The organism is Pseudarthrobacter sp. NIBRBAC000502771 (assembly GCF_006517215.1).
Taxonomy (GTDB): Bacteria; Actinomycetota; Actinomycetes; order Actinomycetales; family Micrococcaceae; genus Arthrobacter; species Arthrobacter niigatensis.
The window spans coordinates 930,160-953,312 of the sequence record NZ_CP041187.1 but is presented as its reverse complement, the minus strand read 5'-3'; the positions used below and the strand labels follow the sequence as shown (position 1 = coordinate 953,312).

23 protein-coding genes are annotated in these 23,153 nt (G+C 65.6%); 20 read left to right on the top strand and 3 right to left on the bottom strand.

All coding sequences use genetic code 11. The features are described from left to right. Nucleotides 1-24 precede the first annotated feature (24 nt). Complete coding sequence (locus NIBR502771_RS04540) at nt 25-966, top strand: carbohydrate kinase (protein ID WP_141158684.1); 942 nt, start codon at nt 25-27, stop codon at nt 964-966. A gap of 25 nt (nt 967-991) precedes the next feature. On the opposite strand, the gene NIBR502771_RS04535 is transcribed toward NIBR502771_RS04540, so the two are convergent. Further along, on the bottom strand, nt 992-1,822 hold the full coding sequence (locus NIBR502771_RS04535; protein ID WP_246839812.1) for a ThuA domain-containing protein: 831 nt from the start codon (nt 1,820-1,822) through the stop codon (nt 992-994). A 150-nt stretch (nt 1,823-1,972) separates the two neighbouring features. On the opposite strand from NIBR502771_RS04535, the gene NIBR502771_RS04530 reads away from it, so the two are divergent. The 16 genes from NIBR502771_RS04530 (at nt 1,973) to NIBR502771_RS04455 (ending at nt 18,270) form a co-directional block, all read left to right on the top strand. After that, entirely contained in the window at nt 1,973-3,265 is a 1,293-nt protein-coding gene (locus tag NIBR502771_RS04530; protein ID WP_141158682.1) for a DUF6379 domain-containing protein, read from the top strand. Nucleotides 3,266-3,295: 30 nt separating this feature from the next. Next, the gene (locus NIBR502771_RS04525) at nt 3,296-4,795 is read left to right on the top strand and encodes a DUF6379 domain-containing protein (protein ID WP_141158681.1); all 1,500 of its coding nucleotides are present in this window, start codon (nt 3,296-3,298) and stop codon (nt 4,793-4,795) included. Between the two features lie 141 nt (nt 4,796-4,936). Beyond that, complete coding sequence (locus NIBR502771_RS04520) at nt 4,937-6,151, top strand: ATP-binding protein (RefSeq protein ID WP_141158680.1); 1,215 nt, start codon at nt 4,937-4,939, stop codon at nt 6,149-6,151. A gap of 226 nt (nt 6,152-6,377) precedes the next feature. Beyond that, nucleotides 6,378-7,676, top strand: coding sequence for an ABC transporter substrate-binding protein (locus tag NIBR502771_RS04515; RefSeq protein ID WP_141158679.1), 1,299 nt, complete (start codon nt 6,378-6,380; stop codon nt 7,674-7,676). Nucleotides 7,677-7,730: 54 nt separating this feature from the next. Next, entirely contained in the window at nt 7,731-8,690 is a 960-nt protein-coding gene (locus NIBR502771_RS04510) for a carbohydrate ABC transporter permease (protein WP_141158678.1), read from the top strand. Nucleotides 8,691-8,693: 3 nt separating this feature from the next. Beyond that, nucleotides 8,694-9,530: a carbohydrate ABC transporter permease gene (locus NIBR502771_RS04505; protein WP_141158677.1), complete on the top strand. Its 837-nt coding sequence runs from the start codon at nt 8,694-8,696 to the stop codon at nt 9,528-9,530. A gap of 5 nt (nt 9,531-9,535) precedes the next feature. Then, nucleotides 9,536-9,907 (top strand): nuclear transport factor 2 family protein, encoded by a 372-nt coding sequence (locus NIBR502771_RS04500; RefSeq protein ID WP_141158676.1) that lies wholly within the window; start codon nt 9,536-9,538, stop codon nt 9,905-9,907. A gap of 33 nt (nt 9,908-9,940) precedes the next feature. After that, nucleotides 9,941-10,717, top strand: a complete 777-nt coding sequence (locus NIBR502771_RS04495; RefSeq protein WP_141158675.1) for a TIM barrel protein — start codon at nt 9,941-9,943, stop codon at nt 10,715-10,717. Continuing rightward, nucleotides 10,714-12,273: a GMC oxidoreductase gene (locus NIBR502771_RS04490; protein WP_141158674.1), complete on the top strand. Its 1,560-nt coding sequence runs from the start codon at nt 10,714-10,716 to the stop codon at nt 12,271-12,273. The genes NIBR502771_RS04495 and NIBR502771_RS04490 overlap by 4 nt, the downstream gene beginning before the upstream one ends. A gap of 64 nt (nt 12,274-12,337) precedes the next feature. Next, a complete protein-coding gene (locus tag NIBR502771_RS04485) occupies nt 12,338-12,733 on the top strand; it encodes a DUF6379 domain-containing protein (RefSeq protein WP_109044134.1) in 396 nt (131 codons plus the stop codon). Then, on the top strand, nt 12,730-13,833 hold the full coding sequence (locus NIBR502771_RS04480) for a sugar phosphate isomerase/epimerase (RefSeq protein ID WP_141158673.1): 1,104 nt from the start codon (nt 12,730-12,732) through the stop codon (nt 13,831-13,833). Before NIBR502771_RS04485 ends, NIBR502771_RS04480 begins: the two co-directional genes overlap by 4 nt. 20 nt (nt 13,834-13,853) lie before the next feature. Then, nucleotides 13,854-14,879, top strand: a complete 1,026-nt coding sequence (locus NIBR502771_RS04475; RefSeq protein ID WP_141158672.1) for a sugar phosphate isomerase/epimerase — start codon at nt 13,854-13,856, stop codon at nt 14,877-14,879. Nucleotides 14,880-14,889: 10 nt separating this feature from the next. After that, on the top strand, nt 14,890-15,660 hold the full coding sequence (locus NIBR502771_RS04470) for a nuclear transport factor 2 family protein (RefSeq protein WP_141158671.1): 771 nt from the start codon (nt 14,890-14,892) through the stop codon (nt 15,658-15,660). A 9-nt stretch (nt 15,661-15,669) separates the two neighbouring features. Next, nucleotides 15,670-16,068 carry a DUF6379 domain-containing protein gene (locus tag NIBR502771_RS04465; protein WP_141158670.1) on the top strand — a complete coding sequence of 133 codons (399 nt, stop codon included), beginning with the start codon at nt 15,670-15,672 and terminating at the stop codon, nt 16,066-16,068. Further along, on the top strand, nt 16,065-17,252 hold the full coding sequence (locus tag NIBR502771_RS04460) for a Gfo/Idh/MocA family protein (RefSeq protein WP_210411323.1): 1,188 nt from the start codon (nt 16,065-16,067) through the stop codon (nt 17,250-17,252). The genes NIBR502771_RS04465 and NIBR502771_RS04460 overlap by 4 nt, the downstream gene beginning before the upstream one ends. Nucleotides 17,253-17,265: 13 nt before the next feature. Then, nucleotides 17,266-18,270: a sugar phosphate isomerase/epimerase gene (locus tag NIBR502771_RS04455; RefSeq protein ID WP_109044129.1), complete on the top strand. Its 1,005-nt coding sequence runs from the start codon at nt 17,266-17,268 to the stop codon at nt 18,268-18,270. Nucleotides 18,271-18,333: 63 nt separating this feature from the next. Here NIBR502771_RS04455 and NIBR502771_RS04450 read toward each other — a convergent pair whose 3' ends face one another. Beyond that, complete coding sequence (locus tag NIBR502771_RS04450) at nt 18,334-19,323, bottom strand: restriction endonuclease subunit R (protein WP_141158669.1); 990 nt, start codon at nt 19,321-19,323, stop codon at nt 18,334-18,336. A 154-nt stretch (nt 19,324-19,477) separates the two neighbouring features. Between NIBR502771_RS04450 and NIBR502771_RS04445 the strand changes: the two genes are divergently transcribed. Continuing rightward, a complete protein-coding gene (locus tag NIBR502771_RS04445; protein WP_246839811.1) occupies nt 19,478-19,807 on the top strand; it encodes a hypothetical protein in 330 nt (109 codons plus the stop codon). Between the two features lie 27 nt (nt 19,808-19,834). On the opposite strand, the gene NIBR502771_RS04440 is transcribed toward NIBR502771_RS04445, so the two are convergent. Further along, nucleotides 19,835-21,097, bottom strand: a complete 1,263-nt coding sequence (locus tag NIBR502771_RS04440) for an ROK family protein (protein WP_141158667.1) — start codon at nt 21,095-21,097, stop codon at nt 19,835-19,837. A gap of 106 nt (nt 21,098-21,203) precedes the next feature. Between NIBR502771_RS04440 and NIBR502771_RS04435 the strand changes: the two genes are divergently transcribed. Both NIBR502771_RS04435 and NIBR502771_RS04430 read left to right on the top strand, forming a co-directional pair. Continuing rightward, complete coding sequence (locus tag NIBR502771_RS04435; protein ID WP_141158666.1) at nt 21,204-22,244, top strand: Gfo/Idh/MocA family protein; 1,041 nt, start codon at nt 21,204-21,206, stop codon at nt 22,242-22,244. After that, nucleotides 22,244-23,050, top strand: a complete 807-nt coding sequence (locus NIBR502771_RS04430) for a hypothetical protein (protein ID WP_141158665.1) — start codon at nt 22,244-22,246, stop codon at nt 23,048-23,050. Before NIBR502771_RS04435 ends, NIBR502771_RS04430 begins: the two co-directional genes overlap by 1 nt. The last annotated feature ends 103 nt before the right edge of the window (nt 23,051-23,153 follow it).

Below are 23,153 nucleotides of genomic sequence, written 5' to 3'. Positions count from 1 at the left end.
GCCTCTTTCTGGCAGAGTATGACCATGCTCACAGTGATCGGCGAAGGCCTTGTTGACGTTGTCCAGCGCGCTTCCGGAATCGAGGCCCACGTGGGCGGAAGCCCCCTGAATGTCGCGGTGGGCCTGGCCCGGCTGGACCACCCGGTGCAGTTCATCGGCCGTTACGGCCGGGACGCGTACGGCGACTCGGTGGCGGCGCACCTGCGCGCCAGCTCCGTCATGCTGCCGATGCCCCCGGACGAGCTGCCCACCAGCGTGGCCACCGCACTGATTGACGACGACGGCGCTGCCACCTACACCTTCGACCTCGCCTGGGAGCTGCCGCACCTGGCAGACCGGCTTGGCTTCATGCTGCAGGGAACCACCCTGCTGCACACCGGCTCCATTGCCACCATGCTGGCGCCCGGTGCCACCGAGGTGCTCGCCGCCGTCGAATACGCACACCCGTCCGCCACCATCAGTTTCGATCCCAACTGCCGCCCCAGCATCATCACGGACGTGGACTTTGCCCGGCGCCAGGCGGAAAAGTTCGTCACGTTGTCCGACGTCGTTAAGGCCTCGGACGAGGACCTGGCCTGGCTTTACCCGGGACAGGATGTGCTGGATTCGGCCCGCAAGTGGCTGGCGCTGGGCGGGGAGGAAGGTCCGGCGATGGTGGTGGTCACCCGCGGTGCGGACGGCCCGTGGGGCGTGTGCCGTGCCGGCGAAGCCGCCATTCCTGCGCCCAGGGTGGAGGTGGCGGACACCGTGGGGGCTGGGGATTCCTTCATGGCGGCGCTGCTGTCCGGCCTGGTGGACCGGGAGCTGGACGGCGCCCAGAACCGGCAGGACCTGCGTGACCTTCCCGTCGAGGGACTCTCCGAACTCCTGCAACATGCCGCCCGTGCCGCGGCAGTCACGGTGTCCCGTCCGGGCGCCAACCCGCCGACCCGGGAGGAGCTGCACGCGGCAGGAATGGAGGCCTGACGCAGCATCCGGAGCGGGCCGGTGCCTACCCCTCGTGGTTGTAGTAGGGCCACGGCAGGAAGCGGCGCTCACCACGCCGGTCCGGCCCTTCCAGGGTGACTTTCCCGGTGGCGGCCCACTCCACGCCGCGCGGGAACATGCGGATGAACTCGATGCGCCGGAACGTGTCGATGTCGTGGCCTATGGTGATCGTGAAGCTGCGGCCGTTGCCATAGTTGTTGATCCAGGCAAGAGGCTGCTGCGTATTGATCCCGGGAAGGTTGGCGAGGTTTTCCTCCGGAATGTCCACCGGGTAATGCGGCATGGGCCACATGGGAGCACTCTCGTAGGACTCCAGGTCATCGAAGACTGACAGCAGCACTTCCGCGCCGCCGTAAAGTTGCACGCCGGTCAAGATGTCGTCACCTGTGACAGTCCAAGTCCCGCTGATGCCCTCCGTGATGGGGTGGCGGGGCTCGGCGGTTTGCAGCCGGGCCTCACCCCACGGCCGCGGCCGCAGCCCGGTGGGCACACTGAGCTTCGCGCCCCGCATGGTGTTGTACTCCTCCGGATAACCCCAGTCATCCTCCTGGACGGCCGAGCCGTGGAACCACACGATTCCCTTCCCGTCCTCGCGGACAAACTTCAGCAGCGCAGCATCGGTTTCGGCACCGAAGCCCGCCGCCTTTTCGTGGTAGCCGTCGCGTCCCTCAAACACCACCAGGACCACGTCGTACTTGTCGATGACGCTTGCTCCCAGCCCCCGCGGGTCCTCGACGACGCGGACGTGGAACCGGCCCGTGTCCTCCAGGACGGTGGTAAGCCACTGGTTATGCGCCCGGAAGCTGCGGAATTCATTGTCATGCTCCCGGGTCATGTGCCCGGACAGGATAAGTGCCCTCAACTTCTCGGCCACTGCGCCCACTCCCTCGTTCAGCGATAGTTTTGATGGAACTCTACATACTTTAGTTTGAAAAAGACATAATGGTTGCTACGATCGGCATGCCCCTACAGAGAGTGAGCAACGATGCTTCTCGAAAGAGACCTCATCCAGTCCGCAGGCTTCCGCAACGTTAAGGAAGGAGGGCGGGTAACCGGCTTCCAGTTCCGCGTCCGGATGCCCTCCTACCGGGGCATGGCGGCTTCCCTGGTCGATGGTGTCGCCGTGCGCGTCGGCAACCTGGTGGACGTCGGTCCGGACATTCCGTTGTGGACCTTCGGCGGCCGGACCTTCACCCTGCCGGAGCTGTGGGGCAGCGAGGGGGTCCGCTGGCCGCTTGAGGAGGCGGCGGTGATAACGGTTCCGTTCGACGGCGGCCTTCCGCAAGGTGTCCACGAACTGAGCATCGAGCTGCGGTTACGGATGTCCTACATTCCTGAGGAGCACCAGCCCACCATCCACCGGGTCAGCCGCAAGGTCACGCTGGCACCCGAAGGCGGTGACGGGACGTTCCGCTACGGAGTTTCCCTCTACAGCTACATGGGCGATTACGGCACGGTCCTGGACCTCGAAAGTGCCCTGGCCCATGTAGCCGACGTGGGCGCAACAGGGGTCGAGATCCTCGGTGAGGGGCACGTTCCCGGCTATCCGGAACCCTCACCGGCCTGGATCGACACCTGGTTCAACCTGCTGGAAAAGTACTCCCTGGAGCCCACCAACTACGGTTCCTGGATTGATACCAGGCTCCACCCGGGCCGGTCGATGACGGCCACCGAAGGCGCGCAGGCCCTGCAACGGGACCTGAAACTGGCCCACCGGCTGGGCTTCAGCTTTGTCCGGCCAAAAATCGGTGTGGTCTCCAGCGACCTCGTGCCGGACCCCATCTGGACTGAATCGGTGGAACGCTCCCTTGACCTGGCCCACGAGCTGGGAATGGTCATCTGCCCCGAGATCCACTCGCCCACCCCCATCAAGCACCCAGTAGTGGATGACTACATCGGGCTCATTGAGCGGACCGGAACCAAGAACTTCGGCCTGCTCATCGACACCGGCATTTTCCAGGACCGGCCCATTCCGCTGCGTGAAGGCGAGACCCGGGACACCCGTCCGGCGTTCCTTGACGGCATTGCCGTTAACCCCGCGGACTTCAAGGACATCGCCCAATACGTGGTGTTCATCCAGGCGAAATTCCACGACATCAACGAGCAGCTGGAAGACCAGCAGATTCCCTGGCGTCCCGTGCTCCAGGCGCTGAAGGACTCCGGTTACACCGGCTACCTCTCCAGCGAATACGAAGGCGAACGCACTGCCTGGCGTGCCATCGAGCAGGTGCGCCGCCAACATGCCCTGATCCGCAGCATCACCTCCGAACTCGACTGACCATCCCCAATCACGGTAAAGAGAACCATCATGCCCAACGGACTTCTTGACGAATCCAGCCTTCGCACCCACCCGGACGGACTTGCCCTTTCCCTTACCCTGCCGTGGTACCGGAGCCTCTGGCTCTCCTCGGTCACCAGCCTCCGGCTCACCATCGACGGCCGGGACGTCCCCCAAGAGGAGCTGTCCCTGGAGCTCGGGGGCGCCCGATATGCGCTGACCGACATTCCGGTGCAGAGTGAAACCCTCTGGTACCTGCAGGAACACCCGCTGCTCATTGTCCGCCGTGACCAGCCCGCAGTTCCCGGGGACCACCACACCGTCCAGCTCATCGGCGAGCTCCGGCTGCCGTACATGCAGATTGCCCCGGGGCAGGATGGGGGCCCGGGCATGTACGTCCCCAACTTCGTGAACCAGACACTGGAGCTGGCCGTCACGGATGGGCCTGCCCCCGCACCCCTACTCAAGGCGGCGGCGGCACCCCCTCCGCCCGCAACCGGGGACGACCCCTTCTCCCTCGGGCTGACGCTGTACTCGGCAAGCGCCGAGTTCCGCGCCGGCTGGTACGACTTCGACGGGCTGCTGGACCGGGTTGCCGATCTTGGCATTGGCCCTGGGATCGAGATCGTGGCCTCCCAGGTGCTCCCCACCTACCCCCACGTATCGGATGGCTTCGCCCGGGCGTGGCAAACTGCATTCGACAAGCATGGCTTCACCGCCAGCTCGTTCGGTGCGAACCTGGACATGGGCCGGCGCCGTGACCGCGACATGACGCCGGACGAGGAATACGAGTTCACGGAGACCCTGTTCCATGGTGCAAAGAAACTGGGCTTCCCCCTGGTCCGTATCCAGAGCGCCAAGCCCGCCCTCCTTCGCCGCCTCCTGCCGCTGGCCGAGAAGCTGGAACTCAATTTGGCCTACGAAATCCACGCTCCGATGGGACCCAACTCGCCGGAAATCATGAAGGTCCGGGATGTGTACGCAGAGCTCGATTCGCCGCTGCTGGGGTTCGTGGCGGATTTTTCCTCCACCATGCACAGCATGTCACCCACGCTCCTCCGTGCCGTGCGGCGGGCAGGCCTGGACGACGACTCGGTGGCCAGGCTGCAGGCCATCTGGGCCACCGACGCGCCGATGCGGGCGCGCCAGGAGGAGTTCATTGGCTACCTCAAGGGCCGGGCCTTCGATCCAGCCCGGCTTGGCTCCTTCGCCCATCTCGCCTTCAACATGCACGGCCATGTCAGTCCGCGGGAATGGGCAGACATCATGCCCCAGATCCTGCACGTCCACGCCAAGTTCTACGACATCGACGACGACGGCAACGAGCCTGCAATCGACTATCCGGAGCTGGTGCGCGTCTTCGTCGAAGGCGGCTACCACGGCTACTGGTCAAGTGAATGGGAGGGCCATGCCTTCGCCGAACTGGGGGAGGTGGACCCCTTGCTGTTGGTGCGCAGGCAACATGACCTGGTTCGGAAGAGCATGCGTTCCGTGCCGAAGGCGGAATCGAGGGCCGGCTCCTCGATGTGAGCAAGCCCCTCCGTGTTCTCCCTGCGCGGCGGCGCCTGTATGGGATGCTGGATCGGTGGACGATCCCGGCATGGAAGGCTTGGCCACCGCACGTGCGGATGGCCGGTGGTTTCAGCGCGCTGATGGCAAGGGCCACAGGCCATGACGGTGAACGAGATGGTCCGCGACGCGGTCCTCGCCGGAACCGGACTGCCCATTCCAGGTCCGGACGGACACGTTGAAGTTCCGGCTGCGTCGGAACGCTTGCAGAATCTTGTTGAACTGGCCCGCACGGTCTGTGGCCAGCCGGTAACAGCCATCAACATCATTACCGAAGACCTCCAGTACCAGGCAGCCACGGCGGGCATGGAACAGTATCTGTGCACCAGGGAAGACTCGATGTGCGCGGTGGGGTTCCTCAGCGGTGAACCCACCGTCCTCGAGGATGCTTCCCTGGATTCCCGGTACCGCGACAACCCCTACGTGGACGGCCGGCGCAGCAGTGTCAGGTTCTACGCCTCCATTCCGCTGGTGACCGACGACGGGTTTGTCCTTGGCACCCTTTGTGCCGGCGCCCGGGAGACCGGCCGGCTCAGCGGCGAACAACTCCGAGGCCTTGAAATCCTCGCCGCCCAAATCGTCGACGTCCTGCAGCTGGAACACCGCGCACGCCGCCTGGCTGACGCGCTGGCCGAAGCCGAGCGGAGCAACAGCCATCTGGCGGAGTTTGCCGGCAGGATCAGCCATGACCTCCGCAACCCGCTGACCTCGATCCTCGGATTCGTGGAACTGGGCGAAATGGACGCAGAAGCAGGGGACGACGCCCGGCTTCCGGAGTACCTGGGCATTGTGGGCAGGACCGGGCGGCGCATGCTGGCGATGGTCGAGGACGTCCTGGCTTTCGCCACCATCGGAGGCGACCTGCAGCCGGCCGCGGTTTCCCTGGCGGAACTGGTAAGGGACGTCATCGCGGACCTCGCCACCGCCGTGGAGGAGACGGGAGCGTCCGTGGACTCGGGGGAGCTGGTATTTACCGCGGACCCGGTCCAGACCCGGGTGCTCCTGCAAAATCTCATTCACAACGCCCTTAACTACCGCCGGCCGGGCGTTCCGCCGGTCATCCACGTCACCGGTCACCGCGGCGAAGATGGGGCGGTCCTGCGCGTAATCGACAACGGCAAGGGCATCGCCTCGGGCGACCGGGAACGCGTGCTCGATCCGCTGGTGCGCCTTGACCGCCAGGGTGACCCGCCCGGATCCGGCCTGGGCCTGGCAACCTGTTCCCGGATTGCCGCCGCGGCCGGTGGACGACTTGACCTCGGTTCCGCGCCCGGGTCCGGGACTGTCGTCACCGTTCACCTGGGACCGGGCAGCTAAGCAGCCGCCGCGCGCCTGCCGTGGACGTGGCATCGAGCGGCAGCCCGCGCGTGCGGGGGCGGCCCCGCCATCACGGCTCTTTATGCAATCCTTCTGCGAACCTTCGTGAAACTTATGTCTGTCATACGCGATACTTATGTGCTTTTTCTACACATCTCCCGCATACTTGTGAGTGACCGGGGTCACGACTCCGGATTCCTCGACAACGAAGTCTGAAAGGCTGGACATGACACAGCACCGTCGCTCCGCGGGATTGAAGGTGGTCGGCGCCCTCGCCGTTCCCACCATTGCGGCCCTCGCCCTCTCTGGCTGCTCCACCTCCGCCAGCAGCACCTCTTCCTCCGGTGGATCCCAGGAATTTTCCCTCTCCTTCGCCACCTCCAACAACATCGAGAGCCCCTTCCAGACGCTGGCGGAGGACTACATGAAGTCCCACTCGAACGTGAAAATCACGTTCAACCCACAGCCCAATGATTCCTACGACCAGACCCTGCGGACCCAACTCCAGGCCGGCAACGCCTCGGATGTCGTGGTCACGACGCCGGGTTCCGGCCAGGGGCGCAGCATCCTTCCCCTCGCACAGGCAGGCTTCCTTGAGCCGCTGGACGATGCCGCCAAGAAACTGGTTCCTTCCGGCAGCGATGCCCTCTTCGGCGCGGACAGCAAAGTCTACGGGCAGGCCATGGAGATCACCGTCGTCGGCCTGGTGGCCAACGAAACGGCGGCCAAGGCCTCCGGCATCACTGACTTCCCCGCAGACTTCGCCGCCTTGGAGAAGCAGTGCAAGAACCTTCAGTCTTCCGGTAAGTCCCTCTTCGCCCTTGCCGGCGCGGCTGCCCCCAACACCGGGCTGATGGCCATGTCCCTTGCTGCCAGCAGGGTCTATGCAGGCGATCCTGACTGGAACACCAAGCGGACCGCAAACCAGGTAACGTTTGCCGGCTCGGACGGGTGGAAGTCTGCCCTCGACGCCGTGAAGAAGCTCAATGATGCGGGGTGCTTCCAGCAAGGTGCGGCCGGCGCAGGATTTGATGCCATCACCCAGGGCCTTGCCAGTGGGACATCCGTTGCCGGTTTCATCCCCGCCCCAAGCTGGAAGCAGCTGAAGACCGCGGCCGCCGGTTCTGAATTCGATGTGCGTGCCCTCCCGGCGGAGCAGGCCTCGGACAAGGCCTACACGTTCGCCAGTGCCAACTACGCGTTCTCCATCAACGCCGCTTCCAAGAACAAGGATGCTGCCAAGGCATTCCTCGACTGGGCGGCTGAGCCGGAACAGACCAAGGCCTTTGCCGAAATTGACGGCGCCCTTCCCGTCAGCGGACTGGACAGCTATGACTTCAACGGCAGCGCCTACAAGAACGTGGCCGACCTGATCAAGGGCGGAAAGTACGGGCCCCTGCCCAACAGCCAGTGGCCCAACTCGTCCGTCTACGACGCCCTGGCCACCGGCGTCCAGGGCTTGATCACCGGGCAGAAGACCACTGACCAGGTCCTCCAGGCCATGGATGCCGCCTGGGGACAGTAAGTCTTCCACTCCACTACCGTTCCAACGACTCAACGGGACAAGCAAGGAATTATCATGACTGCGACGATGCAACCCAAGAGCGAAGCAGCAGAAGCACCCCGGCGAGGCAAGCGCGCTCCGGGGATGGGCCGCCCAGCCCGTCCCCGGGGCCGCTCCCTGGAATTTGGACACTGGTGGTGGGCGCTCCCCGGGATCGCCCTCGTCATCGCCATCCACTATGTGGCGACCGGCATCGGCGGGTTCTTCGCCTTTACCAACTGGACGGGAATCGGTTCCTTCAAGATCACCGGTTTGAACAACTTCGAGGCAATCTTCAAGGACCCCACCAAGGTCGGCGCCCTCTCCAACACACTGTTCCTCGCGTTCGGATCGGTACTGCTGGGCAACATTGCCGGTCTGATCATTGCGCTGGGACTCAACCGTGTGGTGAAGACGCGCTACATCCTCCGCACGCTGTTCTTCATGCCGGTGGTCCTCAGCCCCCTCGCCACCGCCTATATCTGGAAGTACATCTTCGATTTCAACGGTCCCATCAATGTCCTGCTGAAGGCGGCGGGGCTCGGTCAACTGGCAAAACCCTGGCTCGCCGATCCGCAATGGGCCATCTGGACAGTCCTGGTGGTCCTCGTGTGGTCCTCCACCGGGTTCGCCATGGTGATCTTCATGGCCGGACTCACCGGTGTTGCGGTGGAGGTCGAAGAAGCCGCGGCAATCGACGGCGCCAACTTGTGGCAGCGCTTCCGGAACGTCACCCTGCCGGCGATCCGTCCCGCCGTCGCAATCGCCACAACACTGGGCATTGTCCAGGGCCTCCGGGTCTTCGACCCCATCATGGCACTTACCGGCGGCGGCCCGGCAGGGGCCACGGAAACGCTGGCCACCCAGGTGTACAAGCAGGCATTCGCGCTGGGCAACTTCGGCGGCGGCGCTGCCCTGGCCCTGGTGCTCGCCTTCATCATCCTGATCTTCGCCGTGATCCAGCAGCGGCTGACGCGATCGAATCCTGAGGACTAATCCATGTTCCGCTACACGAAATTCACCCTGATCCGCGAAATCGGGCTGTGGGCCCTCGCCCTGGTCTTCCTCGCCCCGTTCTACTTCCTGGTGACCACGGCGCTGAAGCCGGACAGCGAAATGTACACCACCTCCGCCCTGGCGCTTCCCGGCAATCCGGACTTTGGCAACTTCGTGAAGGTCCTTACGGCAACAGGCAATTCCAACGTCATGGCCGGACTGGTCAACAGCCTCATCATCACCACCGGGAGCATCCTGGGGTTGATCGCACTGGGGTCCATTACCGGCTACGTTATTTCCCGCAGCACCCGCAGGTGGAGCAAGGCGGCGTACTACCTCTTCCTGGTAGCCATCATCCTACCGGGCCAGCTGGGCGCGGTGCCGCTGTACATGGGCGCCCGTGGCCTGGGTCTCACCGGATCGGCCTGGGGCCTGATCGTCCTGTATACCGGGATGCTGCTGCCGCTCTCGATCTTCCTGTACTCGAACTTCTTCCGGGGCCTCGGAACGGACTACGAGGAAGCCGCCACGATCGACGGCGCCAGCAAGACCCAGGTCTTCTCCAAGGTGGTGTTTCCCATGATGGCCCCCGCCACCGGAACGGTCACCATCTTCGCCGGACTGATCGTGTGGAACGATTTCTTCACCTCGCTGATCTTCCTCGGCGGATCAGCCAACCAGACGCTCCCGGTAGCCATGTACTACTTCATCGGTTCGCTGGTCTCGAAGTGGAATTCCATCTTCGCGATCGTCATCGTGTCCATGATTCCCATCCTGGCGTTGTTCCTGTTCGCGCAAAAGCGCTTCATCCAGGGCTTCTCCGGCGGACTCAAAGGCTGATCCGCATGGCCGGCAACCGCGAGGCGTTTGAACGCTTCGTGGAGATCTTCTACACCCAAAAACGGGTACGGGAAGCCTTCGGGTTCCTTGTTGCCGATGAATACAAGCAACACAATCCGACCATCCCGGACGGTCCGGAGGCCGCCATCCGGATGCTCACGCCCAAGTTCGACGGCTCACCGGACTCGCGCTTCGAGGTCCAGCGGATCCTCGTTGACGGAGACCTGGCCATGGTGCACGTCCGGGCATCAGGACCCGGGCGTCCCGACGCCGCCGTCGCAGATATCTACCGCTTCGAAGCCGGGCGCATCGTGGAGCACTGGGACGTGCTCCAGCCCGTCCCGGACCACCCGGTGCACGACCACCCCATGTTTTAGCCACCCCCTTTCCAAGAATTCCAGGAGACAGCCATGTTCCAGCTCGCACCCAATATCGACCTCTTGTTCTCCGAAGCAGGCGACAGCGCCGCAGACCGCGTCCGCGCTGCCGCCGCGGCAGGCTTCGATGCCGTGGAAATGTGGGGTCCCACCGGTAAGGACATTCCCGCCCTCAAGGAGGCGCTGCAGGAAACCGGCGTCCAGCTCACCGCCCAGCTGGCCGAGCCCCGGATGCAGTTCATGATTCCGCCAAAGAACCACGAGCCCTTCTACGAGGGCCTCGATGCCGGCGTAAAGGTGGCACAGGAACTGGGCTGCCCGCGGATCGTGGTGGGCAGCGGCACCGGCTTCGGCGGCCGCAAGCGGCAGGACCAGCTCGATGAACTCATTGAGATCTTCACCAAGGGCGTTGCCCACATCGAAGGCTCCGGGATCACCCTTGTCCTGGAGCCGGTCAACATCCGGGTGGACCACCCCGGGGCGTTGCTGGACCGGACCTCCGAGGCCGTGTATGTCGCCAGGGGAGTGGACTCGCCCAACTTCGGCGTCCTCTACGACCTCTACCACTCAACAGTGGAAGGGGAGGACGTGGTGGCAGAGCTCGCCAACGCGGGCCGGCTGGTCAAGTACGTCCAGATTGCCGACGCGCCGGGCCGCGGCGAACCGGGATCGGGTTCCATCGACTGGGCTGCCAGGCTCGCCGACCTGCAGGACAGCGGATACGCCGGCCCCATCGGGCTTGAGTACTACCCCACGATTGAGTCCGCCAAGTCTGTCCGGCGCATCCAGGAACTGGCGGCAGGACGGTGAGCAGCAGCCGCTACCCCGCCGCCGTCGATGTAGCCATCGTGGGCAGCGGGCCCACCGCATCCGCGTACGCCCGCATCCTCAGTGAGCGGGCCCCTGGAGCCAGCATCGCCATGTTCGAGGTGGGGCCCACGGTCAGTTCTCCACCGGGCGCCCACGTCAAGAACATCGAGGATGAGGCCCGCCGTGCAGCCGCCCAACAGGCTTCGGAAGGCCCCGGCGCCGGGGCCGAGACGGTCAACTCGCCCGGCGCCGTGAAGAGCGGCGAACGGCGCGCCCGCCCCGGAACGTACCTGCTGCAGGACGGCTACGCCTTCCCGGGCGAGGACGGCATGCCCGTCGCGGCAATGTCCAGCAACGTGGGCGGCATGGCCGCCCACTGGACCGCCGCGTGCCCGCGCCCCGGCGGAAAGGAGCGCATCGCTTTCCTGCCTGACCTGGACCAGCTGCTGGACGAGGCCGACCGCCTCCTCGGCGTCACCACTTCGGCCTTTGAAGCGGCACCGTTCTCCGGCCTCGTCCACGATCGGCTCGCGGCCGCCGTCGACGACGGCCGCAGCCCGGCCTTCCGCGTCCAGCCCATGCCCCTCGCCGTGCACCGGCGAGGCGACGGCCGCCTCGTGTGGTCCGGATCCGACGTCGTAATGGGTCCTGCCACCCGGGAAAACCAGCGGTTCGACCTGTTCGACGAGTCCCTGGTCCGTCGTGTCCTGGTGGAGGGCGGCCGCGCCGCCGGAGTCGAGGTGGAAGACCGCCGCGGTGGCGGAACGCACCGCATTGCCGCGCGCTATGTGGTGGTGGGCGGTGACGCCCTGCGCACTCCCCAACTGTTGTGGGCTTCCGGGATCCGGCCCGAGGCCTTGGGCCGGTACCTCAATGACCAGGCCCAAGTGGTGTTCGCCACCCGGCTGCGCGGCGTCAGTGCCGAGGAGGGGCAGTCCAGCGCGGACGGAGCCCTCAGTGAGCAAAGCGGAGTGACCTGGGTGCCGTACACGGATGAGATGCCCTTCCATGGCCAGATCATGCAGTTGGATGCTTCACCCATCCCCCTGGCCGACGACGACCCGGTCGTTCCCGGATCGATTGTGGGGCTGGGGCTGTTCTGCGCCAAGGACCTCCAGCGGGACGACAGGGTCGCCTTCGACGACACCGCCGTGGACAGCTATGGGATGCCTGCCCTGCGCATCCACTACAGCCTGACCGACAAGGACCGGGAGGTGCTTGAGCGGGCAAAGGAGGAGATTGTGCGGCTCGGCAGGGCCGTGGGAGAGCCGATTGATGAGCGGCCGTTCGTCCTCCCGCCGGGTGCCTCGCTGCACTACCAGGGCACCACGCGGATGGGACAGTACGACGACGGCGGAAGCGTGTGTTCTCCGGACAGCGAGGTCTGGCAGGTCCCCGGCCTCTTTGTGGCCGGCAACGGCGTGATTCCCACCGCCACAGCGTGCAACCCCACCCTGACATCGGTGGCGCTCGCTGTCCGCGGCGCAGGGAAAATTGCGGCGGAACTCGCCGATGCTTTACTTATGTCTGATTCAGACAATAGAATGACTAAATAATGAATAAGCGCACGTTGCCGCTATTCCGATGCCGGCAAGGCATGCCGCAGACAAGGAGGTCTCGATGATCGCCGACCGCATAATCGAGCAAGGAACACTTACCAGCCAGGACGGCCGCGCCGCCGTCGAGGTCCGCATTCCCTGGTACCGGGCCCTCCCCGGTTCATGCATCGCCGGGGCCGCCCTCACCATTGACGGTGTTGCCGCACCGGAGGAATCGCTGCGCTGGACCATGAACAACCGCACGTTCAGCTTCGGGGAGCTCGTGGACCAGACCGGCGAATGGTGGTTCCCGCTGGACTCCGCCGTCCTGTCCGGGGACCTTCCCGTCGATCCTTCCAAGGCAGGGCACGAGGTGCGGGTGGACCTGAAGCTCTACATTCCGTACATCATCACCGACCACGGCGTGCTGCACATCGAAGAGCACGACACCAAGACCATGAAGGTGGCACAACGATGACCAGCCTTGGCACGCCCATCCAGGGCGTCACCCTCTACAGCTTCACCCGCGCCTTCCACGGCCGGCAGTACGATCTCGACGGCCTGATCCGCAAAGTGGCGGCCGAGGGCTTTGGACCCGGGCTCGAAGTCATTGGCTTCTCCAGCCTGCGCGGCTTCCCCGACCACGTCGATGACAATTTCGTGGGGCAGTTCCGGGACCTTGTGGCGGAGGTGGACCTGGTGCCCACCTCGCTCGCCGTCAACGTTGACACCGGAATCCGCCGCGACCGGCTCATGAACCACGATGAACTGGTCGAATACATGCGCAAGCAGATCGAAGTGGCAGCCCGGCTCGGCTTCCCGATCGCCCGGGTTCAAATCTCCCTGACACCCGATGCCATGGAGAGCCTCCTTCCCGTCGCAGAAAAGTACGGCGTCACGCTGGCGCTGGAGGTCCACGCCGACCAGCACGGGGCACACGAACGCGTCCTTGCGCTGCGCGACCGCTACGAGAAGCTCGACTCCCCGCTCCTGGGGTTCACCGCAGACTGGGGCGCCACCGTCACCGGCTTCGCCCCTTCGCTGTTGGAGGCCTACCGCCGCCGCGGAGCGTCCGAGGACCTGCTCCAGCAGGTGGTGGACCTGTGGAACGGTTTCTACGCGGAAGGACCGCCCAACACCCAGAAAGTCCACGGCGAGCGGTTCGGCGCCTTTATCGGCCTGGCCGCACGCAACGGCCGCCCGGACCTTGGCATCGACTTCGCCATCAATGGAACCGGCCTCTTCGGCCCCGCGCCGCTGGACACCTGGCTGGAAATCATGCCGTGGGTCCGGCACGTCCACGGAAAGTTCTTCGGCATCGACGAGAACGGCGAAGAGCCGTCCGTTCCGGTACGCGGGCTGGTCCGCCAGCTGGTGGAGAACGGCTACTCCGGTGCGATCTCCAGCGAATACGAAGGCTGGCACTGGAACAACTGGCAGGACCCGTTCGACATCATCCGCGGAGAGCAGGCCGTCCAGCGCTCCGCCGCTGCCGACGCCGGCTCGGCCATGGTCACCGACGCCGCCGAAGCGCGACGCATCCTCAACAGCCACCTCGCCCAGCCCGTCCGCGGCTGACACCGAAGGGATCACAGAACATGTCAGAAGGAATCGCAGGCTCCGGCATCGAGCTTGGCATCACCCTTTACTCACTCACCTCCGAATTCGCGGCCGGGCTGTACACCCCCGAAACCCTGATCAAGGCCGTCGCCGACGAAGGCCTCGGTCCCGGCGTCGAATTCAACATCGCGCAAATGCTGCGCACCTATCCCGACGTGGATGACGACTTCGTGAAACTGTGGCGCGACAGCATGGACCGCTACGGCCTCACCCCGAGCGCCGTCGGCACGAACCTGGACATGGGCCGGCGCAAGGACCGGGACATGACGCCGGACGAGGAATTCGACTTTTTCGCCAGGCAGCTCAAGACCGCCAACACGCTCGGCTTCAACAAGATCGTGATCCGGTCCGCCGGCAAGGAACTGCTGCGGCGGCTTCTTCCCCTGGCCGAAAAGTACGACCAGAAGCTGGGCTACGAGATCCACGCCCCGCAGGGCCCCAACGATCCGAAGATCCTGCAGATCCGGGAGATGTACGCCGAGCTGGACAGCGACCGGCTGGGTTTCACCGCTGACTTCAGCTCCACCATGCACAGCCTCTCTCCCACCCTGTTCCGCACGCTGACCCAGATGGGCCTGCCGCAGGAACACTTCGCCGTCATGCAGGACATCTGGCGCAAGCCACTGCCCATGCAGGAACGCAACCAGGAGTTTGAGGACTACCTGCGGGAGAACAACTTCGATCCGGCGCAGCTCGGTCCCTTCACCCGGCTGGCCTTCAACATGCACGGCCTGGTTCCGCCGGAGGAATGGCTGGACATCATGCCGCAGATGTTCCACGTCCATGCCAAGTTCTATGACATTGACGAGAACGGCAACGAGCCCGCCATGGACATTCCGAGGATTGTGCGCCAGTTCGTCAAGGGCGGCTACCAGGGCTTCCTGTCCAGCGAGTGGGAGGGCCACGCCTTTGCCGACCTCGGCGAATCCGACCCCATCGAGCTCGTCAAGAAGCAGCACGCCCTCATGCGCAAGGCCATCGAAGAATCAGTGGTTCCCGCCTAAGGAGAAATCGATGCCTGCGATCGACACCGACCTCACCGCCGAGGTGGAGCGGCTCCGCGCCGAGCTTGGCGAAGCGCTCCGGTTGGCGCGCCGGGCCAACGACCGGGGGGACATCGAGAACCTGTTCAACCGCTACATGTACCTTCACAACGCGTTTGAGGATGAGCAAATCATCCCGCTCTGGGTCAAGCCGGGCACGCCGGGGGTGCGTGCCCGGTACACGAACGCCGGGCAGTACACGGACTACGACAGCGTGATCCGGTACCACCAGGGCCGCCCCAAACCCGTCGGCAAGCTGATCCTGCACTACACCACCACTCCGGTCATCGAGGTGGCGGCCGACGGCAAGACCGCCAAGGGCGTCTGGATCATGACCGGCAACGAGTCCGGCCTGACCGACCCGGACGTGGCCAAGGAGAGCCCCGACTACATGTACTCGCCGGGCGAAGTCCAGGGCAAGAAAGTCTGGGCCCACTGGGTCTGGTGCAAATACGCGGTGGACTTCCTGCGCCAGGACGGTGAATGGAAGATCTGGAAGTTCCGCTGCTACGAGTTGCTGCGGGCACCCTTCGAGGAAAACTGGATCAGCTTTGCCGAGAAGAACCAGCACGCTTTCGCCCTGGACCTCATGTACTTCGGTGACGACGGAAAGCCCGTCTTCATGCCGCCCGCGGACCAGCCGGTCCCGAGCGAATACCACCCCTACAATCCGTCGGCCCGGCAGACGCTGGAACCGCAGCCGCCTGCACCCCACCAGACTTTCGTCGAGACCTTTGAGTAAGGACTAATCATGGCAACCCATAACTCCCTTTTCCAGGACGCCGACGTCCGCCGGCACCCGGAAGGCATCTCCGTTGCGGTGCAACTCCCGTGGTACCGGAGCCTGTGGCTGTCCGCCGTAGACGACGTCGCGGCAACCGTCAACCGCGTGGAAATCCCCAAGGAATCCCTCCGCTTCGAACTGCAGGGCCGGTCGTACTCCATCGCGGAGCTTCCGGAGCAGTGGGACACCCTGTGGTTCGTGGCTGACAAGCCGGACATCATCATCCCGCTGGACCGTGTTCCCGACGCCGGCGAGGAAATCGACGTCGAGGTCATCCTGACCCTCCGCCTCCTCTACATGCAGATCGCTCCAATGCGGTACGTGGGGAACCGGGTGGCCGTGGACCGAAAGGTTGTGCTGGCATGACCACCCTGCGCGTGGCCATGATCGGGTACGGGTTCATGGGCGCCGCGCATTCCCAGGGCTGGCGCACGGCTCCGCGGGTGTTCGACCTTCCCGCCGAGCCGGACATGGCGGTCATTGTCGGCCGGAACGCCCAAGCGGTGAATGAGGCGGCGCGGAAGTGGGGGTGGGCTGAGGCGGCCACCGACTGGCGCGACGTGATCGCGCGGGAAGACATCGACGTCGTCGACATTGTCACCCCGGGCGACTCCCACGCCGAGATCGCCATTGCTGCACTGGAGACGGGAAAGCACGTCCTGTGCGAGAAGCCGCTGGCCAACACCGTGGCCGAAGCCGAAGCAATGGCCGAAGCTGCGGAAAGGGCCGCCGCCCGCGGCCTTCGTGCGATGGTGGGGTTCACCTACCGCCGCGTCCCCGCGGTAACCCTCATGCGCAATCTCATTGCCGAAGGTGCGGTGGGAACAGTCCGCCAGGTCCGGGCCTCCTACCGGCAGGACTGGCTGGTTGACCCGGACATGCCGCTCGCGTGGCGCCTGCAGAAGGAACACGCCGGATCCGGTGCGCTGGGCGACATCGGAGCCCACGCCATCGACCTCGCCCAGTTCGTCACGGGCCTCACCCTCCGCACGGTCTCCGGCGTGATCGAGACCATCGTGAAGGAACGGCCGCTGCTCGAATCGGGCGCGGGGCTGTCCGGAACCGCGGGTGCGGGATTCGGCAAGGTAACGGTGGATGACATCGCCATTTTCACCGGCCGCTTCGAATCCGGCGCCCTGGCCTCCTTCGAGGCATCCAGGTTCGCGACCGGCAGGAAGAACGCGCTTCAGATCGAGGTTTCCGGGGACAAGGGGGCCCTCGCCTTCGACCTCGAAGACCTCAACAGCGTCCAGTTCTACGACCGGACTGCTTCCCCGGACCGCCAAGGGTTCCGGAAGATCCTGGTCACCGAGCCGGAGCACCCGTACCTGTCCGGGTGGTGGCCCGCCGGCCACATGCTCGGCTACGAGCACGGGTTCTCGCACCAGGTGAAGGACCTGGTGGAGGGCATCGCCAACGGTGCCCACCCGCAACCGACCTTCGCCGACGGGCTGCAGGTGCAGCAGGTACTGGAGGCAGTTGAACGCAGTTCCGACAATGATTCCGCCTGGACACGGGTCGCCGCCGGCGTACCCGCCCCGGCAGTATAGGGAGGAGACATCCGTGGCACGACCGATCACTTTGTTCACCGGCCAGTGGGCCGACCTGCCCTTCGAAGAAGTGGCCCGCCTCGCCGGCGAGTGGGGCTACGACGGACTGGAGATCGCCTGCTGGGGTGACCACCTGGATCCGTGGCGCTGGGATGACGACGCCTACGTGCAGGGCAAGCTGGACATCCTCGAACGCAACGGCCTGAAGGTGTGGACCATTTCCAACCATCTCAAGGGCCAGGCAGTGTGCGATGACCCGATCGACGAACGGCACCGGGGCATCCTTCCGGACGTGGTGTGGGGCGACGGCGATCCGGAGGGCGTCCGCCGGCGCGCCGCGGAGGAATTGAAGAACACCGCAAGGCTGGCTGCGAAGCTAGGCGTGAAGACGGTGACGGGCTTTACGGGATCGTCCATCTGGAAGTACGTTGCCATGTTCCCGCCGGCCACGGAGAAGATGGTCGACGCCGGCTACCAGGACTTTGCCGACCGGTGGAACCCGATCCTCGACGTCTTTGACGAGGTGGGCGTCCGGTTTGCCCATGAGGTGCACCCGTCGGAGATTGCCTACGACTATTGGACAACCCGGCGCACCCTGGAGGCGATCGGCCACCGGGAAGCCTTCGGGTTGAACTGGGACCCGAGCCACATGGTCTGGCAGGACATTGATCCCGTGGGATTCCTGTGGGACTTCCAGGACCGCATTTACCACGTGCACTGCAAGGACACGAAGAAGCGGCTGGTCAACGGACGCAACGGCCGGCTGTCGTCCCACCTGCCGTGGGCCGACCCGCGCCGCGGCTGGGATTTCATCTCCACCGGCCACGGCGATGTGCCCTGGGAGGACGCGTTCCGGATGCTCAATTCGATCGGCTACCGCGGACCGCTCTCAGTGGAATGGGAGGACGCAGGCATGGACCGGTTGGACGGCGCTCCCGAAGCGCTTGAGTTTGTCCGCAGGCTTTCCGGCTACGAGCCATCTGCGGCCGCGTTCGACGCCGCCTTCAGCACCAAATAGCACCGCCAACACAACGGCCGGCCCGGAAGCTTCCGGGCCGGCCGTTGTGTTGTGTTCCCAGGCTCAACCACCCGTGGAAAGGGCTGCCTCCGCCAGGGCCAGGTGACGCTGCGTCATCTCGGTGGGATCGTCCTGCAGCCACTCGTGGCCGCCCCACTCGCTGGTCAGCGTGCCGGTGAAGCTGCTCCGGCTGAGCAGGCCGGCAAGGTCCCGCAGCGGCTGCGATACCCGCCCGCCGTCGTCGTGCAGGTCCCAGAACTTCAGGTGGAAGGCCCCCACCAGGGGCATGATGCCCTGCAGGTCTCCTGCTTGGCTGCGGCCGAAACGGATCAACAGGTTCATGTAGAGGGTGTGGATCCGCGGCGGCACCTGCCCCGACCGGAGCAGGGCCGTGACGGCGTCGAGGGTGGCGGGATCCAGCCAGTCGTGTTCCAGGCGTGCCAGGAGGTCCGCGGGAATGCCGCCTTGGCGAAGTTCCCTGAGGTAGGTGGGGGGAAGGGCGGGCATGAGCATGCTGATGTCCACGAGCACCCGCACGTGGTCATCCGCCAGCGTGGCGATCGCCTCAAGTGCAGGGTCGACGCCGGGGCTCCCCGGGGCCTGCCGCCCTTGGATTTCCTCGTACAACACCAGGTCCAGCCGGTGCAGCAGCGGTTGCAGCAGGGTGAGCAGTCCTGGCCCCGCCTGGCCGATCGGCAGGCGCACTCCGTGGGCTCCCACCCGATGCGCAGCGTGGAGTTGGGGCACCAGGAAGTCCAGCCGCTCCTTCTGGGACCGTCTGGTGCCGGGGGAGGTGAAGTCGTCCAGGCTCGCCCCGACAATGGTGATGCTGGCCCCTTTCGCGGCCAGGGATTCCCGGAGGGCGTCCACCTCATCGTCCTGCGGAGCGGGAAAGGACCGCCACACGAGCCCCGGTTCGAGCTCCACCGTCCGCACCGAGTCCGCAATGCCGGAAACGATGTCCCTGGCCGTCCGCCGGGCGGCCACGATGTCGGGCACCCAGTTGAATGAGCTGGCGCAGAGGGTCCAGCCGCCGGCAATTTCGGTGTCCATGGCTCCCTTTCCTTTTATGCACTTAACTGACAAACTTATGTCAGTTTTAGGATAAAGGAAGGGTGTTGGATTGGAAACCGCTTTGCGTGACGATGCGCTGACCGCCGTTCCTGCTGGTTTCGAGCTCCGGCTCGGTTTGCCGTGGATCCGTTCTATGCCGCTCTCCAGTGTGGCGGGCCTGGCTGTGGAGGTGGATGGAGTGCCGGTGGCGGCGGGCCGGGTGTCGGTGGTGCTCGGTGCCAGGCGCGTGCCTGCCGACGCCTTGCAAGCAGAGTCCGGCTGGTGGTTCATCCAGGACAGGCTTGTCCTGGCGGTCCCGCAGGAAATCTCCGCCGGCGCGCACGCCGTCGCTGTCGATTTCACCCTGATGATGCCGTACCTCCAGGCACCATCAGGGTCTGCGCTGGTACTCCCGTTCCACGTTGAGGCCCGGCTGGCTGTACGTCCGGCCGTGGTGCCGGGCATCTCCCGCGACGTGGCGTGAGCGGCGCTGCCGGACGGGAATGCCAGGTCAGGCCGGCACTGCCGTGCGTTCGGGGGATGGCCGGCCTTCGGCAAACCAGCGCGGGAAGGTGACATCGAACAACTGCTCGCGTGCAAGCTCGGCTCCGCCGCGCAGTGGTTCGCGCTCGTCGTTCACGGACAACGTGATGGTGAGGTCGCGGGTGGCGAGGGGCAGTGACAGCTCATACACGCGTTGCCGAACCTCGGCCAGGAACACCTCGCCCGCAGAGGCAATGGCACCGCCGATGACAATGACTCCGGGGTTGAACATGTTGACCAGGGCTGAAATGGTCTCGCCGGCTACATGGGCGGACTTCTGGACGAGCGAGATGGCGAGCGAATCGCCGGCCTGTGCCGCGAGCGTGATGTCCTCCAGCGTCAGCGCCCGCTCTTTTGCCCGGCCGGCCAGGGAAGTGGTGGCGCCTTCCTTGATGGCGTGCTCTGCGTCCCGCACCAGGGCCCATCCGCCGGCCACAGCTTCGAGGCATCCGACCTTGCCGCAGCGGCACTGCTCGTTGGAGTCGGAGACCCGGACGTGGCCGATGTCCCCGGCAGCGCCGTTGGCACCACGATGTATACGGCCCTTGGACAGCAGGCCGGAGCCGACGCCCGAGCCGATCTTGCAGTAGATCAGGTCCGTGAGCATGTCGCGACGGCGGGCCCGCTCACCAAGCGCCAGCAGGTTGGAGTCGTTATCCACCCATACCGGCGCGTTGAAGCGTTCCTCGAAGGGCGTCCGGACGTCGTAGCCGTTCCACCCGGGCATGATCGGCGGAGCGACGGGCTGTCCCGTGGCGAAGTCCACCGGTCCCGGCAGGCCAACCACGACGCCCCATACCGGCACGGGAGGGTGATCTTTGAGCACGTCCTCAACAAGGGACATGACGGCATCGATCGTCTTCTCCGGTCCCTGGGCGATGTCCCAGCTGCGGTGTGCGTGGTCAATGATGTCGCCGTCGAGCGCCGCGAAGCCCACCCTGATGTGTGCTGCGCCGAGGGCGCAGATGACAATCCGCCCCTGTTCCGAGCGAAAGCGGAGGGTCCGCGGCGCGCGGCCTCCGGACGAGGCCCCGAAATCGCCGTCACCCAGGAATCCGATCGCGATGGCCTGGTCCACCCGCTGGCTCACGACGCCCCGGCCCAGCCCGGTAACCTTGCCGATTTCCGGCCGGGTGGTCGCCTCGCCTGTCCGCACCAGGTTGACGATCCGCAGCAGGCTGGTCACTTCGTCCGTTTGTGCTCCGAAACGGAGGGTGGAGTCTGTCGTCATGGCACCAATTCTCACACATGGCACGCGACTAAGGCGCGAAATCAGATCAACTATGGCTAAAACTTCGCCGACTTATGAATAATAGAGACATAAGAAGGAGGCGACGATGCCTTGGAGAATAGGGATACTCGGAGCCGGGCCCGGCGTTGCGGCCCTTCATTTGCCGGTGTTGCGCGGGCTCCCGGACCTGTTTGATGTGGTGCATATCGCCGATGCCGGAAGTGGCCGTTCGAGGGACCTTGCTGAACCGTGCGGTGCGCGCTGGTCCAGCGGGGATCGGGAGCTGCTGGCAGACCCGGAGGTGCAGGTGGTGGCGGTCTGCAGCCCGCCGTCAGAACACGCCCGGCATATCCTGGCGGCAGTGGCGGCCGGCAAGCGGGCCATCTTCTGCGAAAAGCCCCTGGCCACCACCAGGCAAGATGCCAGCCGCGCCATCGATGCCTGCCGCGCGGCCGGCGCCATCCTCCTGGTGGGCACAAACCACGTGTTTGATGCCGCCTGGGACCGCGCCAGGCGCCACCTTGCTTCGCTCGACGGCGGGGTGCGGGCCGTATCGGTCACGTTGGCGCTTCCGCCCAACGACAGGTACCACCGGCTCGTGGCGGAAGGCGCCCCGTTCCAGGCTGCGGCCCACGGCCGCCCGGACCTGGGCCGCCCGGAGATTGCGGCAGGAGTCCTGCGGCAGCTGCTGATCGGGCTGGCCATCCATGACCTGCCTGCAGTCAGGGGCATCGCGCCGGGCATTGACGAGGTTGTCTATGCACAGCTCGCCGCGCCCATCGGCTACCTGGTGGGGTACCGGGCAGGCAGTGTCCTGGTCCAGCTCGCCCTCACCATGCTTCCGGAAGGCCCCGACGCCCTCTGGCGCATGGCCATTGCCACCTCCCATGACCGGATCGAGGTCAACTTCCCGCCGGCCTTCGTCCACGCGGGAAGCGCCGTCATCAGCGTACGCGCGGACGATGGGCAGCGGACCGAGTACAGGAGGGATCCCGTGGACGGCTATGTGGCTGAGTGGCGCGCCCTGGCATCGTGCCTTGAGGCCAAGGTCCCGGTGGAGTACGACGAACTGCTGGCTGACGCGCACTACGCAATCGACCTGGCTGGTGCTGCCGCCGCAAAGATTCTCGAAGCGGGGCGGCAGTGATGCCCCAAGGGCCCCACGCCGGCGTCTTTACCCGGTTGCCCGCCTATGTGGCGGCCGCGGCCGGGCTTCCCGCCAGTGCCAGGCTGGCGGATGACATGTGCGGTGCCGTTGCCGTCATCCCCGGCTCCGGCAACTGGTGGGCCGGACTGCTGGATGCCCGGGACGGGGGAGCGGCGGCGGTGGTGATCGCGGATCCCGGGGCCCTGCCCCGGGAGGTCTTCGCTGCGGGCACCTGGTCCGGAGGTATTCCGGTGGTCGTCGAACGCCCCGGCCTCCGCGCCGACATGGTGGCGGACGCGGTCCGGGCGCGGCGCGGGACCCTGCCGAGGGTGGTCACCGTGGAGTGCGCAGCCTCCGCCGCCCTCCTGGGTGCCGTGATCCGCGACGGGCTCGGCTGGGCCCGCTCCCTGGCAGGTTCTTCGCTGACCCTCCGGGCGGGGGTGGCGGCCGCGCGGGGCACCATGGCACTGCTGGATTCGCCGGTGGCCGGCGGAAGCCGCCTTCCGTCCAGCATGGTGGGCACCGTCCTCGAAGGACCTGCCGCAGGCGGCCTGCTCCAGGTCCTGGCCTTGGGCGAGGTCAGGACGGAGGTTGCCATCGATCATGCTGCCGGCTGGGCCAAGCTGGAGACCTCGACGGCGGAGGGGGCGCTTACGGCGCCGGAGCGCTACGAGGCTCCGGCGCGGCTGGCCTTGCGCCGGGCCATCGAAGCCGCCTCGAGCGGCAGGGAGGTGGCTGACCTACAGGAATTGCTGGAAGACCAACGGCTGGCGCACGACGTGGCGAGCGCGCGGGCCGCCCAGTGACTCCGTCGATTCCGTGCAATCTTTTGTTGTTTTTAGACTTAAGTGGTTGTAGGGTGGGGATTGGCGCCGGGGTCCCATCCGGACCCGTTCCCCGTCGTGTTGG

Excerpts from the sequence above, each read along its gene's own strand:
- NIBR502771_RS04540 (WP_141158684.1), top strand. The coding sequence starts at position 25 with ATGCTCACAGTGATCGGCGAAGGCCTTGTTGACGTTGTCCAGCGCGCT.
- NIBR502771_RS04535 (WP_246839812.1), bottom strand. The coding sequence starts at position 1,822 with ATGACCCGGGAGCATGACAATGAATTCCGCAGCTTCCGGGCGCATAAC.
- NIBR502771_RS04530 (WP_141158682.1), top strand. The coding sequence starts at position 1,973 with ATGCTTCTCGAAAGAGACCTCATCCAGTCCGCAGGCTTCCGCAACGTT.
- NIBR502771_RS04525 (WP_141158681.1), top strand. The coding sequence starts at position 3,296 with ATGCCCAACGGACTTCTTGACGAATCCAGCCTTCGCACCCACCCGGAC.
- NIBR502771_RS04520 (WP_141158680.1), top strand. The coding sequence starts at position 4,937 with ATGACGGTGAACGAGATGGTCCGCGACGCGGTCCTCGCCGGAACCGGA.
- NIBR502771_RS04515 (WP_141158679.1), top strand. The coding sequence starts at position 6,378 with ATGACACAGCACCGTCGCTCCGCGGGATTGAAGGTGGTCGGCGCCCTC.
- NIBR502771_RS04510 (WP_141158678.1), top strand. The coding sequence starts at position 7,731 with ATGACTGCGACGATGCAACCCAAGAGCGAAGCAGCAGAAGCACCCCGG.
- NIBR502771_RS04505 (WP_141158677.1), top strand. The coding sequence starts at position 8,694 with ATGTTCCGCTACACGAAATTCACCCTGATCCGCGAAATCGGGCTGTGG.
- NIBR502771_RS04500 (WP_141158676.1), top strand. The coding sequence starts at position 9,536 with ATGGCCGGCAACCGCGAGGCGTTTGAACGCTTCGTGGAGATCTTCTAC.
- NIBR502771_RS04495 (WP_141158675.1), top strand. The coding sequence starts at position 9,941 with ATGTTCCAGCTCGCACCCAATATCGACCTCTTGTTCTCCGAAGCAGGC.
- NIBR502771_RS04485 (WP_109044134.1), top strand. The coding sequence starts at position 12,338 with ATGATCGCCGACCGCATAATCGAGCAAGGAACACTTACCAGCCAGGAC.
- NIBR502771_RS04480 (WP_141158673.1), top strand. The coding sequence starts at position 12,730 with ATGACCAGCCTTGGCACGCCCATCCAGGGCGTCACCCTCTACAGCTTC.
- NIBR502771_RS04475 (WP_141158672.1), top strand. The coding sequence starts at position 13,854 with ATGTCAGAAGGAATCGCAGGCTCCGGCATCGAGCTTGGCATCACCCTT.
- NIBR502771_RS04470 (WP_141158671.1), top strand. The coding sequence starts at position 14,890 with ATGCCTGCGATCGACACCGACCTCACCGCCGAGGTGGAGCGGCTCCGC.
- NIBR502771_RS04465 (WP_141158670.1), top strand. The coding sequence starts at position 15,670 with ATGGCAACCCATAACTCCCTTTTCCAGGACGCCGACGTCCGCCGGCAC.
- NIBR502771_RS04460 (WP_210411323.1), top strand. The coding sequence starts at position 16,065 with ATGACCACCCTGCGCGTGGCCATGATCGGGTACGGGTTCATGGGCGCC.
- NIBR502771_RS04450 (WP_141158669.1), bottom strand. The coding sequence starts at position 19,323 with ATGGACACCGAAATTGCCGGCGGCTGGACCCTCTGCGCCAGCTCATTC.
- NIBR502771_RS04445 (WP_246839811.1), top strand. The coding sequence starts at position 19,478 with ATGCCGCTCTCCAGTGTGGCGGGCCTGGCTGTGGAGGTGGATGGAGTG.
- NIBR502771_RS04440 (WP_141158667.1), bottom strand. The coding sequence starts at position 21,097 with ATGACGACAGACTCCACCCTCCGTTTCGGAGCACAAACGGACGAAGTG.
- NIBR502771_RS04435 (WP_141158666.1), top strand. The coding sequence starts at position 21,204 with ATGCCTTGGAGAATAGGGATACTCGGAGCCGGGCCCGGCGTTGCGGCC.
- NIBR502771_RS04430 (WP_141158665.1), top strand. The coding sequence starts at position 22,244 with ATGCCCCAAGGGCCCCACGCCGGCGTCTTTACCCGGTTGCCCGCCTAT.